This window comes from Candidatus Methylomirabilota bacterium (assembly GCA_036005065.1).
Lineage (GTDB): Bacteria > Methylomirabilota > Methylomirabilia > Rokubacteriales > DASRDR01 > DASYQW01.
Genome location: DASYQW010000252.1, coordinates 1 through 21,742, shown reverse-complemented (window position 1 = coordinate 21,742; position 21,742 = coordinate 1). Strand labels below are relative to the sequence as shown.

General features: G+C 71.4%; 20 protein-coding genes and 1 riboswitch. Of the genes, 5 read left to right on the top strand and 15 right to left on the bottom strand.

The window, feature by feature from the left end:
- Positions 1–111 precede the first annotated feature (111 nt).
- Positions 112–192, top strand: a riboswitch (cyclic di-GMP riboswitch).
- A gap of 54 nt (positions 193–246) precedes the next feature.
- The 3 genes from VGW35_18015 (at position 247) to VGW35_18005 (ending at position 4,075) form a co-directional block, all read left to right on the top strand.
- A complete protein-coding gene (locus tag VGW35_18015; GenBank protein ID HEV8309561.1) occupies positions 247–1,653 on the top strand; it encodes a di-heme oxidoredictase family protein in 1,407 nt (468 codons plus the stop codon).
- Positions 1,654–2,070: 417 nt separating this feature from the next.
- Positions 2,071–2,943 carry a hypothetical protein gene (locus VGW35_18010; protein HEV8309560.1) on the top strand — a complete coding sequence of 291 codons (873 nt, stop codon included), beginning with the start codon at positions 2,071–2,073 and terminating at the stop codon, positions 2,941–2,943.
- A 109-nt stretch (positions 2,944–3,052) separates the two neighbouring features.
- Complete coding sequence (locus VGW35_18005; GenBank protein HEV8309559.1) at positions 3,053–4,075, top strand: tripartite tricarboxylate transporter substrate-binding protein; 1,023 nt, start codon at positions 3,053–3,055, stop codon at positions 4,073–4,075.
- Between the two features lie 425 nt (positions 4,076–4,500).
- On the opposite strand, the gene VGW35_18000 is transcribed toward VGW35_18005, so the two are convergent.
- The 5 genes from VGW35_18000 to VGW35_17980 all read right to left on the bottom strand — a co-directional run bounded on the left by VGW35_18000 (position 4,501) and on the right by VGW35_17980 (position 8,688).
- A complete protein-coding gene (locus VGW35_18000; protein HEV8309558.1) occupies positions 4,501–5,547 on the bottom strand; it encodes an LLM class flavin-dependent oxidoreductase in 1,047 nt (348 codons plus the stop codon).
- Positions 5,548–5,582: 35 nt separating this feature from the next.
- The gene (tenA, locus tag VGW35_17995; protein HEV8309557.1) at positions 5,583–6,245 is read right to left on the bottom strand and encodes a thiaminase II; all 663 of its coding nucleotides are present in this window, start codon (positions 6,243–6,245) and stop codon (positions 5,583–5,585) included.
- Positions 6,246–6,350: 105 nt separating this feature from the next.
- Positions 6,351–7,493: a methyltransferase domain-containing protein gene (locus VGW35_17990; GenBank protein ID HEV8309556.1), complete on the bottom strand. Its 1,143-nt coding sequence runs from the start codon at positions 7,491–7,493 to the stop codon at positions 6,351–6,353.
- A gap of 70 nt (positions 7,494–7,563) precedes the next feature.
- Complete coding sequence (locus VGW35_17985; protein HEV8309555.1) at positions 7,564–7,830, bottom strand: DUF5676 family membrane protein; 267 nt, start codon at positions 7,828–7,830, stop codon at positions 7,564–7,566.
- Positions 7,831–7,863: 33 nt separating this feature from the next.
- Positions 7,864–8,688: a metal-dependent hydrolase gene (locus tag VGW35_17980; protein ID HEV8309554.1), complete on the bottom strand. Its 825-nt coding sequence runs from the start codon at positions 8,686–8,688 to the stop codon at positions 7,864–7,866.
- Positions 8,689–8,786: 98 nt separating this feature from the next.
- Between VGW35_17980 and VGW35_17975 the strand changes: the two genes are divergently transcribed.
- Positions 8,787–9,578 (top strand): SDR family NAD(P)-dependent oxidoreductase, encoded by a 792-nt coding sequence (locus VGW35_17975; GenBank protein HEV8309553.1) that lies wholly within the window; start codon positions 8,787–8,789, stop codon positions 9,576–9,578.
- Between the two features lie 34 nt (positions 9,579–9,612).
- Here VGW35_17975 and VGW35_17970 read toward each other — a convergent pair whose 3' ends face one another.
- From VGW35_17970 to VGW35_17925, 10 genes are all read right to left on the bottom strand, one after another.
- Positions 9,613–10,575: a carbohydrate kinase family protein gene (locus tag VGW35_17970; GenBank protein HEV8309552.1), complete on the bottom strand. Its 963-nt coding sequence runs from the start codon at positions 10,573–10,575 to the stop codon at positions 9,613–9,615.
- A 132-nt stretch (positions 10,576–10,707) separates the two neighbouring features.
- A complete protein-coding gene (locus tag VGW35_17965) occupies positions 10,708–11,544 on the bottom strand; it encodes an ABC transporter permease (GenBank protein ID HEV8309551.1) in 837 nt (278 codons plus the stop codon).
- 91 nt (positions 11,545–11,635) lie between these two features.
- The gene (locus tag VGW35_17960; GenBank protein ID HEV8309550.1) at positions 11,636–12,553 is read right to left on the bottom strand and encodes an ABC transporter permease; all 918 of its coding nucleotides are present in this window, start codon (positions 12,551–12,553) and stop codon (positions 11,636–11,638) included.
- Positions 12,550–13,611, bottom strand: coding sequence for an ABC transporter ATP-binding protein (locus VGW35_17955; GenBank protein ID HEV8309549.1), 1,062 nt, complete (start codon positions 13,609–13,611; stop codon positions 12,550–12,552). Before VGW35_17955 ends, VGW35_17960 begins: the two co-directional genes overlap by 4 nt.
- Positions 13,608–14,516 carry a carbohydrate kinase family protein gene (locus tag VGW35_17950; GenBank protein ID HEV8309548.1) on the bottom strand — a complete coding sequence of 303 codons (909 nt, stop codon included), beginning with the start codon at positions 14,514–14,516 and terminating at the stop codon, positions 13,608–13,610. Before VGW35_17950 ends, VGW35_17955 begins: the two co-directional genes overlap by 4 nt.
- Before the next feature lie 158 nt (positions 14,517–14,674).
- A complete protein-coding gene (locus VGW35_17945; GenBank protein HEV8309547.1) occupies positions 14,675–15,685 on the bottom strand; it encodes an ABC transporter substrate-binding protein in 1,011 nt (336 codons plus the stop codon).
- Entirely contained in the window at positions 15,669–16,916 is a 1,248-nt protein-coding gene (locus tag VGW35_17940; protein ID HEV8309546.1) for a PLP-dependent aminotransferase family protein, read from the bottom strand. Before VGW35_17940 ends, VGW35_17945 begins: the two co-directional genes overlap by 17 nt.
- 329 nt (positions 16,917–17,245) lie before the next feature.
- A complete protein-coding gene (locus VGW35_17935; protein ID HEV8309545.1) occupies positions 17,246–18,136 on the bottom strand; it encodes an ABC transporter permease in 891 nt (296 codons plus the stop codon).
- A gap of 5 nt (positions 18,137–18,141) precedes the next feature.
- A complete protein-coding gene (nikB, locus tag VGW35_17930; GenBank protein ID HEV8309544.1) occupies positions 18,142–19,095 on the bottom strand; it encodes a nickel ABC transporter permease in 954 nt (317 codons plus the stop codon).
- Positions 19,096–19,156: 61 nt separating this feature from the next.
- Complete coding sequence (locus VGW35_17925) at positions 19,157–20,716, bottom strand: ABC transporter substrate-binding protein (GenBank protein HEV8309543.1); 1,560 nt, start codon at positions 20,714–20,716, stop codon at positions 19,157–19,159.
- Positions 20,717–20,973: 257 nt separating this feature from the next.
- On the opposite strand from VGW35_17925, the gene msrA reads away from it, so the two are divergent.
- Positions 20,974–21,450 carry a peptide-methionine (S)-S-oxide reductase MsrA gene (gene msrA, locus VGW35_17920; protein ID HEV8309542.1) on the top strand — a complete coding sequence of 159 codons (477 nt, stop codon included), beginning with the start codon at positions 20,974–20,976 and terminating at the stop codon, positions 21,448–21,450.
- Positions 21,451–21,742 lie beyond the last annotated feature (292 nt).

Below are 21,742 nucleotides of genomic sequence, written 5' to 3'. Positions count from 1 at the left end.
GTCTCGGCCGACTCTCAGGTGAGAGCCAGCCAGGGGCCCGCGCCGACCCCTAAGGGTCTTTTTCGTTGACTTGGGGTCGCTAGCCGGCTAGTAATCGACGCGGAGGCCGCTTCCCGACAAAGGCAAACCTGTCGCGAGGCAGGGGCGCAAAGCCACGGGTCAGGCGCTGGATCTGACAGCCGGGCCACCGAAGGAAGCGAGGCGGGCGCTCCCGGGACGTGGCGGTCTCCTGAAAGGGAGGTCGCCATGCATCCGTTCTCGCCGCTTCCACCCCCCGATCGCAAATCCCATCGTCCTCCGGCCCGGGCTCGGGCCGGCCGACTCGCGCGGCTGACCCCGGCCCTCCCCGCGCTTCTGATCCTGGGGCTGAGCGTGGCCCTGTGGGCGGACTCCGCCGCCCGCGACCCGGGGGTTCGAGGGGGGCCGCCGGGCGCGGGGCAACCGTTCCCCACCCTGACCGCCGAGCAGCAGGCCTTCTTCGACGCCGGGCAGGAATCGTTCGCAAGCGTGAACACCGTCCAGGGAGACGACGACCCCGGTCTCGGGCCGCGCTTCAACCTGGACAGCTGCGCCGGCTGTCACGCGCATCCGGCCGTGGGCGGCACGAGCCCCTTCGTCAACCCGCAAGTGGCGGTCGCCACCAAGGACGGCGCCACCAACACGGTGCCGTTCTTCATCCTTCCCGACGGCCCGGTCCGCGAGGTACGCTTCAAGCAGAACCGTGACGGCACGCCCGACGGCGGCGTCCACCAGCTCTACACCATCACGGGGCGGACGGACGCCCCGGGATGCGTCCTGGCCCAGCCGAACTTCGAGGCCGAGGCCCGGCGCGACAACCTGACGTTCCGCATCCCGACCCCGGTGTTCGGGGCCGGCCTGATCGCCGCCGTGACTGACGCCACCATCCTCGCGAACCTTGCCGCCAATGCCGCGCTCAAGCGCTCGCTCGGGATCGGCGGGCGCGCCAACCGGAACGGCAACGACGGCACCATCACCCGGTTCGGCTGGAAGGCGCAGAACGTCTCGCTGCCGGTGTTCTCGGGCGAGGCCTACAACGTCGAGCAAGGCGTGACCAACGAGCTCTTCCCCAACGAGATCGACCAGACGCCCGGGTGCACGTTCAGCCCGACGCCCGAGGACCGGACCAACCTCGCCGGGGCCACGCCGGTCGAGGTCGCCAGCGACATCGTGAAGTTTCCCATGTTCATGCAGTTCCTGGCGCCCCCGCGGCCCGCGCCCGAGACTCCGTCGATCGCGCGCGGGCGCGCGGCCTTCGCCGAGGTCGGCTGCGCCCTCTGCCACACGCCGACGCTGACCACCGGCCCCTCGGCCGTCGCCGTGCTGGCCAACCGGCCAGCCAACCTCTTCTCCGACCTCGCGCTTCACCGGATGGGGCCCGGCCTGGCCGACGGCATCCGCCAGGGCAGCGCCGGCCCCGACGAGTTCCGCACGGCGCCTCTGTGGGGTCTGGGCCAGCGGATCTTCTTCCTCCACGACGGGCGCACGCGGGACCTCAACGAGGCCATCCTCGCCCACGCCAGTGAAAGCCACGGCCCCTCCGGCTTTTCGGAGGCGAACGGCGTGATCCTCCGCTACCGCGGTCTCCCGGAGCGGCGGAAACAGGATCTCCTCAACTTCCTGCGCTCGCTCTAGATCATGGGAGGGGGCCTCGACGGCCCCTCCCAGACCCTCCCCCGGGAGGGTTGCGCGGGCAAGCCCGCGCTCGGAGTGGAACACCGACCCGCGGAGGCTGGGCGAGGCGTTGGCGCGCGAGTACTCCGACAGCCACCTAGCATTCCGCTCTCCGCGGCGCCGGCTTCCGCTCCCGGAGAGGCTCCCTGCCCGGGCCGCCGTGGCTCGCACGGGCACGGCGGCCCGGGGAACCGGGCCTCGAGACGCAGCGCGGAGCGCGCGCGCTCAGTTCCACCCCCCGGGCCTATCCTCAGGGCTGGCGCTCATCCGGTCGTCGGGGTAGAGTTGGTGGCAGCCGGGTCTTCCGTCTTCTCTCGAGGAGAGTCCGGCTCTGGGCGTCGTGAGGCGCGACGGCCGTTCGATTCAAGGAGGCGAGCCATGGCGGACGAGAGATACGACCGGACCACGCAGGACGTGGGCAACATCGTCGCGCTGGAGCACGTCAACGTGAAGATCCCCGACCAGCAGCTCGCCACGCTCTTCTACGTCGTGGGCCTGGGGCTGACCCGCGACCCGTACCTGATGACCGGCCTCGAGAACATGTGGATCAACATCGGGCAGCAGCAATTCCACCTGCCCACCGGCCAGCCGCAGATCCTGCGGGGCCACGTGGGCCTGGTGGTGCCCGACTTCGACGAGTTGCCCGGGCGACTCACCGCGGTCGAGCGAGGCCTCGCGGGGACCAAGTTCGACTACGCGGTGAAGGACAAGCACATCCGCGTGGTCTCACCCTGGGGCAACGCCATCCACTGCCACCCCCCCGGATCCGCCTTCGGCGACATGACGCTCGGCATGCCCTACGTCGAGTTCTCGGTCGAGCCGGGTACGGCCGACGGGATCGCTCGGTTCTACCGGGACGCGCTCGGGGCCGCGGCGGTGGTGGTTCGGAACGGCGAGGGGGCGGCGGCGCGGGTGACGGCAGCACCCCGCCAGGAGCTGATCTTCCGGGAAACCGCGGAGCCGAGCTTGCCCTACGACGGTCACCACATCCAGATCTACATCGCGAACTTCTCGGGCCCACAGGGGTGGCTCAAGGAGCGTGGGCTCATCACCGAGGAGAGCAACTGGTACCAGTACCGGTTCCAGGACATCATCGATCCCGACACGGGGCGGGTGCTCTTCACGATCGAGCACGAGGTCCGAAGCCTCCTGAGCCCGCTCTACCTCCGCCCGCTGGTCAATCGCAATCCGGCCCAGCGGCAGCCCACGTACCAGCGCGGGCGGGACGCCTTCGTGCCCGGAATGGCCTGAGCGCGCCGAGGCGCGGCGACCCGGCTTCGGCTCGCCGCGGATAGCCTTCGCGTGCCGGGTGGCCGCCGAGGGCCACCTGAGAACGGCGAATCCCCACCGGGAGGATCGTATGTATCGACGCCTTCTCGCCGGGTGGTCGGCGCTGATCGCCCTCGCCTCGGTCGTCGGCCCGGCTCAGGCCCAGTCGTTCTACGAGGGCAAGACCGTGCGTATCATCGTGGGGCTGGCTCCCGGCGGCGGCTTCGACACGTACGCCAGGACTATCGCGCGGCACCTGGGCAAGCACATCGCCGGGAATCCCGCCATCATCGTCGACAACATGCCGGGGGCCGGAAGCCTCGTCTCCGCCAATCACCTTTACCGGGTGGCCAAGCCCGATGGTCTCACCGTGGGACATTTCAACGGGACGCTGGTACTGGGTCAGGTGCTGGGCCAGCGGGCGATCGAGTTCGATGCCCGGAAGTTCGAGTTCATCGGGGCCGCCCTCAAGGAGGATGTCGTCTGCGCCTTGACCAGGACCAGCGGCATCACGACCGTGGAGAAATGGATGGCCGCCAGGACACCGGTCAAGTTGGGGGGCACCGGCCCTCTGGCCTCTCCCGACAACACGGCCAGGATCTTGAAGACGGCTCTCGGGCTCCCGATCCAGCTCGTCTCGGGCTACAAGGGAACCGCTGACATCCGTCTGGCCGCCGACGGCGGAGAGCTGGCCGGGGGCTGCTGGGCCTGGGACTCCGTGAAGGTGACCTGGCGCAAGGCCCTGGAGGACGGCGCGGTCGTCGTGGTCCTGCAAGCGGTCGCCAAGGGATTCCCGGATCTGCCCGGCGTGCCCCTGGCCATCGACCTGGCCAAGACCGACGAGGCGCGGCGGCTGATCGAAGTCGGCGTCCACCATACCGGCGCCTTCGCCCGCCCCTTCGTGCTGCCTCCGGGCACCCCCCGGGAGCGAGTCCAGATCCTGCGCAGGGCCTTTCAGGAGACGCTGAAGGACAAGGCCTTCCTGGCGGAGACGGAAAGGGCCAGGCTCGGCCTCGATCCGGTCACCGGCGAAGAGCTGGAGAGGATGGTCTCGGAGCTCTTCACGCTGGATCCCGCCCTGCTCGCCAGGCTGAAGCAGATCCTCCAGGACTGAATCGGCGCAGGCCAGGGGCGGTCGGAGTCACCCGCGCCCCTCGTGGGGGATGCCCCGACGACCCAGGCCCGGATTATTCGTGAAGGCCCGCGAGCGGGTGGGGCCTGTCGCGGCGAACAGCCCACCGCGTCCTCGCGGCGAAGCGTGGTGACGAATGCGGCCGTCCGGAGCATGGCGCGCGGGACGCCCTCGGCGGTGTAAGTCGCCGCTCCGGGCGCGGCGGGCGCCCGTTCGCCGCGCCACCCACCCGCGCCGCGCAAGCCTCATGAATTATCCGCGCTAGTCCGGACTATTCACGAGGGCGCGCGGGCCCCGGCGCCGACCCCCGAGCGCGTGGCACATCGAGGAGTGCTCCGAGCGGCGGCTCCGCCGCCGCCACGATGGGGGGGGCATCGGGGGGCCTTCCGAGACCCCCCCGAAACGACCTAGAGGCGCGGCGCCACCTGTTCCACGAAGAGGCGCATCGAGGTCAGCACGCGCTCGTGCGGGATCTGGCCGCCCACGTTCATCCATGCCGACAGGCTGGAGAACCCGACCTCCTCGCGCAGCGCGCGGAGTCGCTCCGCCACCGCCTCCGGTGTTCCGTAGACCGTCTGCTCGGCGAGGATCTCGTCGTAGGAGAGTGCGGCCAGCCGCTCCGCGTCCGCCCGCCGGGTGGGGGACCGCTTCAGCGCCTCGCTGCTCACGCGGAACCAGTGCATGGTGCTCGCCTCCGGCTCCTGGCGAGCCTGCCGCGCCGTCTCCGCGACGTAGATGGGCATCAGCAGGGCAACGTCGCCGCGGCCGGGGTGGCCGGCCGCCCGCCACGCCTCGTGGTACCCGCCGAGAAAGCGCCGGAGGTCGGAGATCGAGCCCGTCCGGACGGCCACGAACAGCGGGTAGCCGAGGCGGCCCACCATCGGGTAGGTCTCCTCGGTGGTCGCGGCGACGCGAAGAGGGGGGTGCGGCTTCTGGTAGGGCTTCGGCATCACGCACACGTCCCGGAACTGATAGAAGCGTCCCTCGTGTGAGAATCGCTCCCGCGTCCACGCCTTCACCAGGATCTCCAGGGTCTCGAGGAAACGGTCGCGGCTCTCGCCGTACGGGATGTTGAATCCCTCGTAGTGTCCGGGCAGACCGCTCCGGCCCATGCCGAAGTCCAGCCGGCCCCGGGAGAGGTGGTCCACGGTGGCTACGTCCTCGGCCAGCCGCAGCGGATGACTCAGCGGCAGCACCTGGACGGCGATCCCGATTTTGACCCGCCGGGTGCAGACCGCGATGGCGGCCGCCACCACCAGCGGTGAGGCGAGCACGGAGCGGTCCTTCTGAAAATGGAGCTCGCCGAGCCATACCGCGTCGAAGCCGAGCTCCTCGGCCGCTCGCATCTGGGCCATCGACTCCTCGAACGCGGTCGCCTCGCTCATTCCGGCCGGACACTGGAACTCCGTGAAGAGACCGATCTCCATCTTCGCCTCGCGTTCAGTCAGGGCCACGACCGCAGTCGCCGCCGGTCAGGGGGGCGACAGCATCAGACAGGCCACCCCTCCCGCCGGTACCCCATCTCCCAGAACATCCATTCGTAGCGGCTGGTCGCCAGGAAGTGCCGGCGCATGGCCTCGAGCTCGGCCGCCGGCAGTCGAGCCGCGGTCTGGTCGGTGGCATCGATCACCGCCCGGACGAGGCTCCCGAACTCCTCGGACGCGTACGTCCCGATCCAGCGCGCGTAGAGCGGATCGCGAGAACCGGCGCGCTCGAGCGCCTTGCCCACTTCCCAGTAGATCCAGTAACAGGGCAGGAGGGCGGCGATCGCCTCGTGGAACGGCGCCGCGTAGGCCACCGCCAGGAGATAGCTCGTGTAGGCGAGGTTGGTCGGCGCCAGGGGGGTAGCGGCGACCTCGTGCGGGCTGAGCCCGAACTCGCGGAAGAAGCCCTCGTGCAGCGCCCGCTCCACCCGGAGGGCGCCCGCCGCGTGCTCGTTGAACATGATGATCCACTCGTCCTGCGGTGCGCGCGCGCCCGCGATCGAGAGGGCCCGGGCGAACTCACGCAGATACAGCGCGTCCTGGATCGCATAGAACTGAAAGCTCGGGCGTGGCAGGGAGCCGTCGGCGAGCCCGGCCAGGAAGGGGTGGCGCAGAATCGCGGCGTAAATGGTCTGGATCGACTGCCAGAGCTCATCGGTAAATGCCATGGCTAGGTTCTTCGGGGGGGTCTCGGAAGCCGGGTTACTCGACACACTCCCCGGGGATCCTGCCGTCGCCTCGTCCGGTGGGGGCTGGCCGGGCACCTCGTCGCGTCACGTCCCCTGGATCGCTCGCTGGTACGTCACCCGGAACCGCCGCACGGGAGAATCGCCGGAACGGTCGAGGTAGTCCTCGAAACGGACGGCTCGCAGGCCGGCGCGCTCGAACAGGCTCAGCTCGTCCCTGGTGAGGGGCCAGGGCAGGCTGCCGGGGTCTTCATCCGGCTCGCGGCCCCGCGCGAGGACCAAGAGCATGCCGCCCGGACGCACGAATCGTGCGATGGATTGGATCGCCCGGCCCCGCAGCTCGCCGGTGAGGACCTGGATCGTAAACGCCTCCAGCACGAAATCGAAGGCTCCCGGCCAGGTCCCCGGCGGGGCGAGGACATCGGCGACCGCGTATCGAACCGGCGACCCGGGAAACCGCCGGCGACACCAGTCGATCGCGGTGGGGGCGATGTCGAAGGCGACCACCTCGAAGCCGAGCCGGGCCAGCTCCTCGGCATCGTCGCCGGCTCCGCAGCCGACGACGAGGGCCTTCTGGCCGGTTCCGATGAGCCTCTCGCGACTGACCCATTCCAGCAGGTTTCGGTCAGGCCGGAGAGCCGCCCACGGGACGGCGCCGGCGTCGCCGTGCGCGGTCGCATAGACTCGCTCGAACCACCCCGTCGCATCTCCTCGGCTCCTGAACTCCTCCGCCACCGCTCTGGCCCGGCGCCGGGCCTGTTCCCGGACTTCCACCGCGGTGTTCCGGATCTGTCGGGCGTGCTCTTCGGCATGCTCGGCCACCCGGCGGGCCAGGAACTCGATGCTCATCTCTCCCAGCTCCGGATGGCGACCCACCCGGTTCCACCGATCATCGGGCAGCTCGCGGAGCAGCCCCGCCAGCTGCTCGTGCTCGGTCACGATCATCGCGACCAGCTGGTCGGCCCGGGGCTGCCGGTCCATCGTGGCCTGGCGGTGCATCGACTCGTCGTAGTCCGCGAAGACCGGGTCGGTCTCGTACCACAGGCGCCGGATGCGCAGGCCATAGACCATGACGACCACGTTGCGAAGATGGACGAGCGTCTCCAGCACTGACCACTCGCCCTCGCGGGGGGAGACGCCATGCTTGCCGGGCGCCACCGCGTCCACCGTCCGCCGGACCTCCTCGGCGGACGCCCGGATGCGCTCGATGACAGCTCCATGGTCGGCCATCACGGCCACTGACTTCCTCCCGGCCGGCACCGGCCCGCCGTGATCCGCGGGGCCAGCCGCCTCGCTCCGGTCAGCCCCATCCCGCGAAGACGTCGTACAGCCAGGCCCAGGCGTATCCGAACAGCCACGCGCTCGCGATCAGGACGAGGAACGTTCCGACGAACCCCTCGTAGCCGACCACCTTGGGAAGCAGCGCGGCCACATCGGCCCCGAAGAACTGAGCGTTGAACAGGAGCTGGAACAGCCTCGGGGAGACGGCCGCCAGCAGGGAGAAGAGGAGGGACAGGGCCGCCGTGAGGATGGCCAGCGAATTGGCGAAGGCAAGCCTGTTCAGCACCCCACCCGCTCGTGGTCGTGGAGTCTGATCGCGTCAGAACGTCACGACGTCCCCGGGATTGATCGAGTGAACCCGGGTCGAGGTCTGGCCGAGCGCGGCCTCGTACTCCTGCGGCGTGCCGCGCAGGACGGGAAAGGTCCCGTAGTGGATCGGGATGGCGTGTCGGGGCTTGAGCAGCTCTCGGGTCGCGTAGGCGGCGTCCTTCGGGTCCATGACGAAGTGGCCTCCAATCGGGATCATGACCGCATCGGGCCGATAGTACTCGCCGATGAGGCGCATGTCGCCGAAGAGTCCGGTATCGCCCGTGTGGTAGAGCTTGAAGCCGTTCTCGAATTCGATGACGAACCCGGCCGGCTCACCGCCGGGATACGTCGTGGTCTTCTTGGTGGCCGGATCGGTGACGGTCACCTCCGACGAGTGCTCGGCACGGACTTGCGTGATCCGGATCTGAGGGCCGACGGGAGTCACCGTGCCGCCCTTCCCGAACCGCACGCCGCGCTCGGGCGTGACCCAGCCGAGATCGATCATCGTCGAGATGAGCCCGGCCGGACCATACACCGGCGCCCCGGTCCGGGCGGCCAGCTCCTTGACGTCGCCCGTGTGGTCGCCGTGGCCGTGAGTCACCAGGATCAGGTCCACTTTCCCCAGGGCATCCAGGTTCTTGTACTGGGTCGGCGTCTTGGGATTCTGGGTCAGGAAGGGGTCGATGACGATCACCTTCCCGGTGAGGGTCGTGATCCGGGTGGCCGCCTGGCCGAGCCACTGGACCTCCACCTTCGAGCCCTGCGCCAGGACGCGCTCGGATGCCAGGGCGAGCGTGAGCGCGCCGATCAGCTTGACGAAATCGCGTCGATCCATGATCATCGCTCCGTCCTCCTCGTGCCGGAAGCCTGGGGCCACGCGCACTCTACCACAACGCCTGGGAGGGATCACGTCATGGAGAACAGGGCAGACACGTGACGCTCAAAGATCGGGTGGCAGTGGTGACGGGCGCCGGCTCCGGCATCGGCCGGGCCATCGCCCAGGCGATGGCGGCCCGGGGCGCGCAGGTGGCGGCGGTCGACATCGACGAGGACACCGCCCGGGAGACGACGGCGGCCATCGCCAGGACGGGCGGCCGGGCCATCGCGGCTCAGGCGGACACCAGCCGCGCCGCCGACCTGGACCGCGCGGTGGCGGCGGCCGTGAAGGAGCTGGGGCCGCTCGACGTCATGGTGAACAACGCCGGGGTCCTCGACGGCTACCTCAACGTGGACGAGATGGACGAGGCGCTCTGGCGCCGCGTGGTCGACATCGATCTGACCGGTGTGTTCCTCGGCTGCAAGCGCGCCCTCGCCGAGATGCTGCCGCGCGGGAGCGGGCGCATCGTCAACATCGCCTCGGTCGCCGGTCTCAACGGAACGGGTGGAGGGGCCGCCTACGTCGCGGCCAAGCACGGCGTCGTCGGGCTCACCCGTCAGATGGCCGTTGTCTACTCCGCCCGCGGCATCACGATCAACGCGGTGTGCCCGGGTCCTGTCCTCACCGGCCTCCGGCAGCACTCGCAGCACATCCTGGGGCCGGGTGCGCCCGACATGAGCGGCGTGGGCATCGCGGTGTCCGACGAGCAGGTCCGGGCCATCGTGCCGGCGGGGCGACGCGGCAGCGCGGAGGACATCGCCGCCGCCGTCTGCTACCTCGCCTCCGACGAGGCCGCCTATGTGACGGGCCATGCCCTGGTGGTGGACGGGGGGTGGAGAGCCCGATGATCGCGGAAATCTCCCGGCATGATCTCGACCCGGGTCACCGGGTCCCGGCGGCGAGCCGCGGCAGCCGACGGTGCGCCTCGGCCGGCGACAGGGCCAGGGCGGCCGGCGCCCCCGCGCACTCCACCACCATCGCCGCCGCGACCGCCGCCCGCCGCGCCGCGTCGGCGGGACTCCGGCCGAGCGCGCGGCACGCCGCATAGGCGCCGCAAAACGCGTCGCCGGCGCCCGTGAGGTCGACCACCGCGGCGGGGGCGGCAGGAACCCGCACCGGTCCCCCCTCGCCCGCTCGGTAGAGGAGGCAGCCCTCACCGCCGAGCTTGATCACGATCTCGCCGAAGCCCGCCGCGCCGAGCCGGAAGGCGAGCGCCGTCCAGTCCCCTCCGGACGCCAGGTGCTCGACCTCCACGCGACTCGGCAGAAACGCGCTGATCCCGCCCAGCATCTCGGCCAGGGCCCGCTCGTCCCGGCCGCGCGCATAGTGGGGCGAGGGATCCACCGAAAGGAACCCGGCGAGTCCGCGGAGGCGCGCGACCGAGGCCTCATGGCGCGCTCGCACCTGCGGCGCGAGGTGGACGGCAACCGCCGGCAGCCACCCGGCCGGGACGTCGTCCGCCGCCGCGCTCACCGCCTCGAGCTGGGCGAGGTAACGCCCGCGCAGGGTCTCGGCGTCGGCGTGCGGGTCCCGGAGCGACGGGTTGCGCGGCAGGGTCCGGCGGCTCCCGTCGGGCTCGTAGAGGAGCCACTCCACGAGGGGCTCGGTGTCCACGCGGCGCAGGCCCGCCGGCGTGAGGCCGGCGGCTTCGAGGAGGCCGGCCACGTCCCCCGGGAGCCCGTGGCCGAGCCGGGCGACGACGCCGATGCGCGCGGGATCGCACCAGAGCCGGGCGCCCGCCGCGGCGTAGAGCGCGTTCCCGCCGACCGAGGCCCGCCAGGGGCCCGGCTCGGCCGGCACCGCGTGATCGACCGTGATCTGACCCAGGATCAGGATGTCCGGCATCGCTCCCTCATGGGAGGGGGCCTCGACGGCCCCCTCCCAAACCTCCCCCAGGAGGTTTGCGGCGGCAAAGCCGCCGCTCGGAGCGCTCCTCGATGACTTCGGGCGGTCGGTCGTAGCTCCGACATCGGACTCCTACGTCCGGATGCGCTCCAGGCCGATCGTGCGCGAGGCGATGGCGACCACGGCGAATGCCAGCAGGATCTCGAAGGCGGACACGGCCGCCACCAGCGGGCTCGAATCGTACTGGACGAGGTAGTACAGCTCGACGGGCAGCGGCCGCCCGCGGGTCGAGGCGGTGAACAGGGCGATCGTCACGTTGTCGAAGGCCTCGATGAAGGCGAACGCCGCCCCCGCCAGGACTCCGGCCAGGGCCTGGGGGAGCGTGACCCGCCAGAAGGTCTGGAGCCGCCCGGCGCCGAGACCCGCCGACACCTCCTCCAGCGCCGGGTCGAGTCCGGCCAGCCGCGCCATGACGATCCGTACCACGAAGGGAAGGCAGAACACCGTGAGGCTCAGGACCAGCATCGCGTGCGAGGCGCGGAAGGCGAAGTACGCGCCGAAGAAGAGCACCGAGATGCCGATCACCAGCCCGGGCATCATCTGCGGCGAGACCAGAAAGGCCGCCAGCGCCGTCTTCCCCGGAAAGGTGCCCCGCACCAGCGCGTAGGCGGCCGGCACCCCGAGCGCGAGGCAGAGCAGCATGACGTGGGCCGCCACCCGCAGGCTCACCAGCGCGGCGTCGAGGATCTGGGCGTGATTCCACAGCGCGCGGTACCAGCGCCACGACAGGCTCGCCGGCGGGAAGCCGATGTACTCGCGGCCGTCGAACGAGATCAGCACCACCACGACCGACGGCGCCACCAGCACCACGAGGGCGAGCGCGGCCAGGGTCCCCAGCACGCCGGCGCCGATCAGGTCGGACGGCGACCAGGGCGGCCGGCGCCGGCGCTCCAGGGCCGGCCGCCTCATCGGGAGACCCTCCGGAAAACGGCGTTCCGGCGCCTTGCCGTGGCACCGGGCCGAGGACGCCGCGGGGCGACGCGCATCGGCCCGGGCCGCCTCATCGGGAGCGCTCGCTCCAGGCCGTGAGCCGGTCGGTGGCGTACGTGATGAGGAACACGAAGACGAAGCACGAGACGAGGAGGAGCGCCGCCAGGACGGCTCCGGTCGCCCAGTCCAGGATGACGATGGTCTGCTCGTAGACCTTGACGGCGACCGTCGAGTAATTCCCGCCGCCAAGGAGCTGCGGGATGATGAAGTTCGTGTACGACACCGCGAACACCAGAGTCGTACCCGCCCCGATGCCGGGCAGGCTGAGCGGGACGACCACGCGGAAGAAGGTCTGCACGCGACTGGCTCCGAGGTTGAGCGACGCCTCCTCCATGAAGCGGTCCCGCGCGGCCAGGACCGCCATCAGCGGCAGGATCATGAACGGGAGATGGATCTGGGTCATCCCGACCAGCACGGCGAGGTCGGTGTTGAGGATCCGGACCGGGGTGTCGATCAGGCCGAGCGACAGCAGCAGGGTATTCAGGAGGCCGCGGCGCCCGCCCAGAATGACGAGCCAGGCATACGTCCGCACGAGCGCGCTCGTGAGAAGCGGCGAGATGACCGCGACGAGGAGGATCTTCCGGCCGAGGCTCCCGAGGACGGTGTAGAGGTAGGCCAGCGGGTAGCCGAGGGCGAGGCAGAGCGCCGTCGAGACGGCGCCGATCCAGAACGAGCGCCAGAAGAGGAGCCACGAGAGCGGATCGGCCAGGATCCGCCGGTAGTGCTCGAGCGTGAAGGAGCCCGGCACCACCCGCCCGCGCTCGATGGTCACGAAGCCGAACGAGAAGAGGACGCACAGCGGCAGGACCATCATGACCACGAGGTACAGGACAGCGGGGACCGCGGGCCAGGCGCCCCCGCCGCGGGCCAGGCGGCGGAGCCACCACACCTCGCGCCAGGCCGCGGGCGTCGCCGCCGTGCCGGTCATGGCGCGAGCTTCCCGGGCAGCACGACGCAGGCCGCCGGATCGCGGAGCGCGACCGTCACCCGCCCTCCCACCGCGAGGGACGGACTGCTCCCCTCGCGCATCGCGACGATCCTGAGCGGCCGCTCTCGCCCGACGTCCACTTCGTACTCCGTGGTGGCGCCGCCGTGCTTGAGGAACCCGAGCGTGCCCGGCCAGCCGCGGCCGGCCGCGTGGCCAGGGCGGACCTCGAGGTGCTCCGGCCGGATGACCAGCGTCACCGCGCCGTCCTGGGCCGCCGCGACGGAGGTGCCGGGGTAGAGCGCGGCCACGCCGCCCCGCGCCTCGGCCACGAGCAGATTGGACACGCCGACGAAGTCGGCGACGTAGGCGCTGGCGGGGTGGTCGTAGATTTCGAGCGGCGCCCCCACCTGCTCGATGAGGCCGGCCCGCATGACCCCGATGCGGTCGGAGAGCGTCAGCGCCTCATCCTGGTCGTGGGTGACGAAGACCGTCGTGATCCCGAGCCGGCCGACGAGCTTCTTGAGGTCCACCTGCATCGCTTGCCGCAGCTTGGCGTCGAGGGCGCCGAACGGCTCGTCCAGCAGCAAGACCGCCGGCTCCAGGACGAGGACGCGGGCGAGGGCCACGCGCTGTTGCTGGCCACCGGAGAGCTGGGCGGGCCAGCGGCCGGCCAAAGCGGCCAGGTCCACTAGATCCAGGGCCGCCCGCACGCGCCGCCCGACCTCGGCCCGGGGCGCGTGCCGGACCCGGAGGCCGTAGGCGACGTTCCCGAAGACCGTCATGTGCGGAAAGAGCGCATAGTGCTGGAACACCATGCCCACCTGACGCCGGTTGGGCGGCACCACCGTCACGTCCCGGCCGTCGACGAGCACGCGGCCGGCATCCGGGATGACGAAGCCGGCGACGGTCCGGAGGAGCGTGGTCTTGCCGCATCCCGAGGGGCCGAGGAGGGTGAGGAGCTCGCCCTTCTCGACGTCGAGGTCGCAGTCCCGCAACACCTCGTGGGCGCCGTAGGCCTTGAAGACGCCGCGAAGCTGGATGTGGGGAGTCGCCGTCACGGTCCGGCGGTCGCCGACAGGGGCGTGGCGAGGCCGAGCCCCGCCGGGCCGAGCCCCGACACGGCCCGGGCGGCGATGGCACTCGCCAGCGCGAGGAGGGCGGCGTCGTCGAGGCCGCGCGCGAGCCCGGCCCCGAGCGCGCCGACGCAGGCATCGCCGGCCCCCGTCGGCTCCGGCACGGCGTCCGGGTCCTCGCCCGGGATCGGCGATGCCGGGATGCGGAGCCCGGCCGGGTGGACCGGGGAGACGAGGATCAGTCCCTCGGCGCCGCGCTTCTGGACGACGCGGGCACAGCGGCCGGCCAGCACGCGCAGGGCCGCATCGTCGTCCAGGCCGGGGCAGAGCCAGCGCGTCTCCTCGCGACTCGGGGCGAACAGGTCCACCCGATCCAGGAGCGCGAGCAGGCGATCACGCTCGCGCGCGGCGAAGACCTCGCTCGTGTCGACGACCGCGCGGGCGCCCGCCTGCCGGGCCGTGTCGAGGTGCCGGCCGAGGAGCTCGAGGGGCATGGCGGTGAGGACGACGACCGTGGGCCGGGCCGACGCCGGCCAGGGCGGCGGCGCGAGAGCCCGCGTCGCCGCGTGCCAGGCGGTCTCCCCCCAGTGAGACGACACCCGGCTCCCATCAGGCCGGTAGGCGATTCGAGCGCGGCGGGACGGATGGCCGGCACGCCTCAGGTGGCCGAGGTCGATCCCGGCGTCCCGGAGACCCGCCAGCGCGGCCTCGGGAAAATCGTCGCCACAGGTCGCCACCAGCCCCACCGCCGCCCCGGCGCGCGCCGCGCCGAGGGCCGCGTAGAGCGCCGCGCCCCCGGCGACGTCGGGAACCGTTCGCCCGCCCACGCTGATCTCGTCGAGCGAGAGGTAGCCGACGACGAGGACGGCCGGGCCGCCGCCCGACCCCATTCTAGGTCCTCTCGGGGGGGTCTCGGAAGACCCCCCCGATGCCCCCCCGTCGTGGCGGCGGCAAAGCCGCCGCTCGGAGCACTCCTCGATGCACCACGCGCTCGATGATCAGCGCCGGGTTACTCCGACAGGCTCCTAGAGGCCGGCGCCGGGCGCGCCTACTTCCGGGTGGCCAGCTCCCAGATCTCGTGCGTGTAGGCGGCCCGGTCGGCGGGGCGCTTGAGCACGCCGAAGCGCCGCGCGATCGCGGCGGTCCGGTCGAAGGCGGCGGGATCCATCTTGCCGAGCGGGCTCGGGGGCGCCGGCGGCCCCCAGATCAGCCGGTTGACCTCGGCCATCATCCAGACCTGGTGGGACCGGACGAGCGCCGGGTTGTGCCGCAGCACGATGTCCGCGCACTCGTCCACCCGGTCGCGACAGAAGGTCCAGCCCCGGAGGGATGCCCGCAGGAACCGGGCCGCGACCTCCTGGTGGCGGCCGAGCCAGTCGGTGCGGGTGAAGAGGCCGTCCTCGAGCATCGCCGTGCCCTCGGCGTCGAATTCGATGACGGTGAGCTCGTCCGGCTTGACCCCCGCGTCGAGCACCTGCCGGTACTCGTTGTAGGTCATGGCGGCGGCCGCGTCGACCTTCTTGTCGAGGAAGGGCGCCATGCCGAGGCCCTGGGGCACCAGCGTGACGTCCCGCGTCCGGTCGATCCCGTACTTCTCGAGCGTCGCCAGGAGCGGGCCCTCGTGCCCGCCCGGCCACACCGAGACCCGGCGCCCCCGGAGATCGGCGACGCTCCGGATTCCCGAGCTCTTGAAGGCGAGCTCGCGCATGCCGCTTCGCGCGTAGATCTGGGCGATGTTGACGAGCGGCAGCCCGCGCTCGATCGCGGTCAGGAGGCTCGGCAACCAGCCGATGCCGAGCTCGGCGCCGCCCCGGGCGACCACGTCCTCCGGCACGAGATCGGGCCCGCCCGGGAGCAGCGTGACCTCCAGGCTCTCGGCGGCGTAATAGCCCTGGGCCTGCGCGGCGTAGTAGCCGGCGAACTGGGCCTGCGGCACCCACTTGAGCTGGAGCCGGACGGTCTCGGCCGCGGCCCGGCTCGCCCCGGGGTCCCCGAGCGCGAGCAGACCGAGCAGGGCCAGTCCGACCCCGAGGGGAACGCGGCTAGGGGGAGCCGGCACGGATCGCGCGGCCGAGGCGGCGCACGCCCTCGGCCATCCGGTCGATGGGCTGGAGGCTCCAGGACAGGCGCAGGTGATGCACCCCCTCGCCGGTCGGGAAGCACGCCGGGCCCGGTATCGCGACCACCTGCTCGTCCGCCGCCCGGGCCATGACCTTCTCGACGTCGACCCGCGGGGCGAGCGTCAGCCAGGCGAAGAAGCCGCCCTCGCTGCGCGTCCAGGCGACCGTCTCCGGCATCTCGGCCTCGAGCGCCGCGTACAGCGCGTCGCGCCGGGCCCGGTAGGCGCGGCGCAGGGTCTGGATGTGCGCGGCCAGGCGCCCGCTCTTCATGAAGGTCCCGACGATCAGCGAGGCGAGCCCGTTGGTCGAGCCCTCGCTCTTGAAGGGCTGGAGCCGCTCGATCAGGGCGGGATGGGCCAGCACGAAGCCGAGCCGGACCCCGGGCGCCACGATCTTGGAGAAGGTCCCCAGGCGCACCACCACGCCGTGCGGGTCGAGCGCGTGGAGCGTGGGAAGCGGCTCGCCCTCGTAACGCAGATCCCCGTAGGCGTCGTCCTCGATGATCGGGACGTCGAAGCGGGCGGCCAGGTCGAGGAGCGCCCGCCGGCGGTCGAGGGGCATGGTGGCCCCGGTCGGATTGTTGAAGGTCGGGGTGGTGTAGAGAAAGCGCGGCGGCGTCCCGGCGGCCCGCAGCTTCGTCACGGCCGCCTCCAGCACCGCCAGGTCGAGGCCGTGGGCGTCCTGGGCCACCGGCACCATGGTGATGCCGTTGAAGCGGACCGTCCGGATCGTGCCCATGAAGGTGGGCGACTCGATCAGGCAGACGTCGCCGGGGTTGGCCAGCACCTGGACGGTGAGGCCGATCGCCTGCGAGGAGCCGTTGGTGATGGCGAGGGCCCCCGGCTCGATCGCCCTCCCCTCCTCCGCCTCGAGCTTCTTCTGGAGCTCGCCCAGGAGGACGGGGTTGCCCAGCACCGCCCCGTACTGGAGCGCCACGGCGTAGGCGGCGACGTCGGTCAGCGCCTCGCGGGCCGCGTCCAGGAGGCCGGCAGCGGGGAAGAGCTCGGGCGCCGGCGCCCCGAAGGCCAGCGAGATCACGCCCGGCTCGACCGGCCCCGCCCGCATCGTCGCCGGGACCTCGACGACCCGCCGGTTGAAGCGGCGGGGGTCCCACGCGAAGCGGATCGCCTCGAGTTCGGCGGCGCGGGTCGGATTCTCCCGGCTCGACATGGGCGTGATTATCTCAGATTCGGCGCCCCCCGGCCACCGTCGGAGGCCGACCGGCTCGACTCGCTCCTGCACGTTATTCTGGCCCAGACGCCTTGCCCGACGGGGAGGCGGCCGACGTGTTGCGCGAGCCAAAGAAAGGATTCTCGCCGCGTGGCTCCTACGCGCTGGACGACCGAGGTCGCCCCCTGAGGGCGCGCAGGAGCGTGTGGGAGTACCCCGGCACCGGCCACCGAGCGCGTGGTGCATCGGGGAGTGCTCCGAGCGGCGGCTTCGCCGCCGCCACGACGGGGGGGCATCGGGGGAGTCTTCCGAGACCCCCCCGAAATGTCCTAGGTGCGCATCCGGGGATCCATCAGGTCGCGGACGGCGTCGCCGAAGAGGTTCAGGCCGAGCACGGACACCGCGATGGCCGCCCCCGGGAAGATGGCGATCCAGGGGGCGTTCCGCATGTTCTTCTGCGCGTCGTAGAGCATGTTGCCCCAGGTGGGCCGGGGCGGCGACTCGCCGAGCCCCAGGAAGGAGAGCGCCGCCTCCGCCAGCAGCACCTCGGCGAAGTAGAGGGAGAGCTGCACGATCACCACCGAGAGGCAGTTGGGGAGCACCGTTCGCCCGATGAGCCGCCAGCCGGGGGTCCCGAGCGCGAAGGCGGCCGTGACGTACTCCTGGGTCAGGACCGACAGGGCGATCGCGCGGGTGACCCGGACGATACGGGGGAAGTAGACGACGCTCAGCGCGATCACGATGCTGCGCCCGCCGGTGCCGACGGCGGCGGCGACCGCGATGGCCAGGAGCAGCGGGGGAAACGACATGAGGACGTCCATGAGCCGCATGATCGACGCGCTCACGCGGACCGGCGCCGCCGCCCCCAGGATGCCGACCAGCACGCCCGGCACGCCCGCCGCCAGGATCGTCAGCGCGCCGATGACCAGGCTGAAGCGGGCGCCGTAGAGGACGCGGCTCATGAGGTCGCGCCCGAGGTGATCGGTCCCGAACCAGTGCCCCGGCCCCGGCGGCGTGAAGCGCAGGCTCACGTTCAGCTTGACCGGGTCGGCGAGACCCAGGTAGGGGGCGAAGAGGGCCACCGCCACCAGCAGGATGACGATCGCGCTGCCGGCCATCGACAGCCGGTTCTTCCGGAGGCGCTGGACGACCCCGGTCCACCCCTCGGCGCGCGGCCGGGCCGGAAGGAGCCCCCGGGGGGTCTCGACGGCGGCGGCCATTCCGGTCAGGTGGGCCGGAGCCGCGGGTCGAGGTAGGTGTAGAGGAGGTCGACGACCAGGTTCACGGCGACGTAGATGACCGCGACGTAGAGGATCAGCCCCTGGATGACGGGCAGGTCCCGGTTGTACAGCGAGCGCACCACCAGCTGGCCCACGCCCGGCAGCACGAAGACGGTCTCGATCACCGCGCTCCCTCCGAGCAGGATGCCCACGTTGATCCCGATGACGGTGACGATCGGGATGAGGGCGTTGCGAAGCGCGTGGCGCACGATGACGACCCGGTCGCGCAAGCCCTTGGCCCGAGCGGTCCGCACGTAGTCCTGGCCGAGCACCTCCAGCATGCTGGAGCGGGTGAGCCGGGTCAGCAGGGCGGCCAGGTAGGTGCCGAGGGCGGCGCCGGGCAGGATGAGGAAGCGGATCCCGCCCCAGAAGTCCGTGGTGATCGGCTGGTAGCCGACGATCGGGAGGAGGTCGAGCTTCAGCGAGAAGAGGATGATCAGCATGAGGCCCAGCCAGAAGCTCGGGAGGGAGAGGCTGACCAGCGTGAGCAGGCGCGCCGCGTGGTCGACCCAGGTGTTCCGATAGGCCGCGGAGAGGATCCCGGCCGGGATGCCGATGCCGATCGAGAAGGCGAGGGCCAGCCCCACCAGGGCCAGCGTCGTGGGCAGGCGCCAGGCCAGCTCCTCGGCGACGCGCGTCTTGTTGTAGAGGGACTGGCCGAGGTCACCCCGGACGATCTGGGCGAGCCAATGCCAGTAGCGCAGCGGGAGGGGCTGGTTGAGGCCGAGCTGCTCGCGGAGGTCGGCCACCGCCTCCGGCGTGCTCTCGCCCCCCAGCATCACGAGGGCCGGGTCGCCCGGGATCACGTGGACGAGGGCGAACGAGGCCATGCTCAGCGCGATCAGCATGGGTACCATCGCGACCAGACGCGTCAGGACCAGCTTCAGGATCGGCGGCATGGCGGGGCCACCGGCCGCCGCGGGCGGCGCGCCACCCGCGGCAGCCGGCCTTCCGGGCGGCCTACTTGGCGGTGGTAACGCCCCAGACGCGGGCGTACTCCGCCGCCCAGTGGTTCCAGCCCTTGACGGACTCACGCCAGGCGCTCACCGTCGGCGTGAAGATCGTCGGGATCCAGGGAACGTCGGCGCGAAGCTGCTGCTCGAGCTGGGTGTAGATCTTCGTCCGCTCTTCGGGCTTGAGCGCCTTGCGCCCGGCCTCGCACAGCCGGTCGAGGTCCGCGCTCTTGTAGCCGGCCTGGCTGCCGCCGGACTCCCAGAACTGGCAGTAGTAGGTGTCGGGGTCGGCCCGCGGCGTGAGCCCCGAGAGGAAGAAGTCGAAGTCCCCGGTGTTCCACACCTGCTGGAGGGCGGCCGACTCGAGCGTCTTCACCTTCACGTTGAGTCCGGCCGCCTGCATCTGCGACTGCATCACGACGGCAGCCTGGGCGATCTGGTCGGGGACGAGGTGGGCGGAGAGCGTGATCTCCTCGCCTTTGTACCCCGCCTCCTGGAGAAGCTGCTTGGCCTTCTGGAGGTTCTGCTTGCCGTAGGGATCCTGGGCGTGGACCGGGGTGAAGTACGGCGTGCCGGGCGGGATGCCGGCCGGGGCCGGCTTGCCGAGCCCGACCGTGATGGCCTTGGCGATCTCCCCCTTGTCGAGCGAGTACGCCACCGCCTGGCGGAGCTTCAGGTTGTCCTTGAATGGCCCCTTCTTGAAGCCGAAGCGGAGGTCCTGAAACGAGCCGCCGGACTTGGCGCTGACCACGACGCCGGGCTTGCCGCGGAGGCGGGCGACGTCCTCTGCGCTCAGGCTGATCGCGATGTCCACATCGCCCCGCTCGACGGCGGCGGCCCGCACCGAGGGGTCCACGATCGGGATGAAGTCCACCGTCTCGACCAGCGCCTCCTTCTTGCCGGCCAGCCCCGAGGCGGGCCGGGAGTCGGCGGCGTAGTCCTTGAAGCGCCGGATCCGGAGGGAGCTGTCCTTCTTCCACTCCACGAATTCGAAGGGCCCCGTGCCGACCGGCTTCGTCACCGTGCCGCCCTGGCGCTCGGCCTCGCCGTCCGGGTAGACGACGGCCGGGCAGATCAGGTTGGCCAGCGAGGCCAGGAAGGCCGCCGACGGCGCCGAGAGCGTGATCTTCACGGTCTGGGCGTCGGTGGCCTCGATCTCCTTCATGAGCCGCTTGAACTCGGCCGAGCGACACCCCTTGGCCTGCATCTTCTTGAGCGTATAGACCACGTCCTTGGCGTCCATGGTCTTGCCGCCGTGGAACTTCACGCCCTTGCGGAGGGTGAACGTGTAGACCAGGCCGTCGGGGCTCACGGCGTGCTTGTCCACCAGCATCGGCCGGACCCCGAGGTCTTCACCCAGGGTGAAGAGCATCTCGTAGACGTTGAGGAGGGCCACGCGGCTCACGTAGTGCGTGGTCATGTGGAGGTCGACGTCGGAGAGGTCCCCCTGGAGCGCGACCTTGAGGTGCCCTCCCTGGGCCGCGGCCGGCCCGGCGGGGATCGCCCCGGACAGGATCGCCAGCGCCACCAGGACACCCAGCCTCACCATCCCGACTCCGATGCGCATGACCGTGTCTCCCTTTCCGCCCGCGACGCTCTCGCTGCAGGGGCCGCCAACGCCGGTCCTGACGGCCTCGAGCGGCCAAGTGCGGAACGCCTCGACCGCGGCGGGCCTCGCTATGCCACCAGAAGGCCCCCACCGTGTCAAGCCCGCTAGCCGCTCGGCGCCTTGACGGCGGACGAGGAGACCGCCGAGCGAGTCAGCGAGGCGCTGCGGGGAGTATCATGGGGACCGTAGCCAGACGAAACAGAGGAGGTCAGACGATGGAGAAGGCGACGTTCGCCGCGGGCTGCTTCTGGGGCGTGGAAGCCGAGTTCCGCAAGGTCAAGGGCGTGGAGGCGACGACGGTCGGCTACACCGGCGGCACCCTCGAGAGCCCGACCTACGAGAATGTGTGCTCGGGGACGACCGGGCACGCCGAGGCGGTCGAGGTGCAGTACGACCCGGCCCAGATCTCGTACGAGGATCTCCTCGACGTATTCTGGGAGACCCACGATCCCACGACCCTCAACCGCCAGGGACCCGACGTCGGGACCCAGTACCGCTCCGCGATCTTCGTCCACACCGCCGCCCAGGAGGCGGCCGCGCGGGCGTCCAAGGCCCGGCTCGAGCAGAGTGGCCGGCACCGGCGCCCGATCGTGACGGAGATCGCGCCGGCCGCGCGCTTCTACCGGGCGGAGGACTACCACCAGCAATACTTCGAGAAGAAGGCGTGCGGCCGGGGACCGCGTTCCTGGTGATGAGCGCTTCGCCTCGCCTCGCTGAGCGCTGTGTCGGAGTAGCCCGGCGCCGACCACCGAGCGCGTGGTGCATCCAGGCGTGCTCCGAGCGGCGGCTTCGCCGCCGCCACGACGGGGGGGCCTCGGGGGGGTCTTCCGAGACCCCCCGAAGTGACCTAGCGCGGCGGAGTCGGTCGGAGTCGGCGAAGCTCCTCGAAGAGCTCACGCTCGCGCGGGGTGAGGGTCTGGGGGAGCACGATCTTGACCCGTACCAGCTCGTCGCCCTGGCCGCCCCCGCGAAGATGCGGGATAC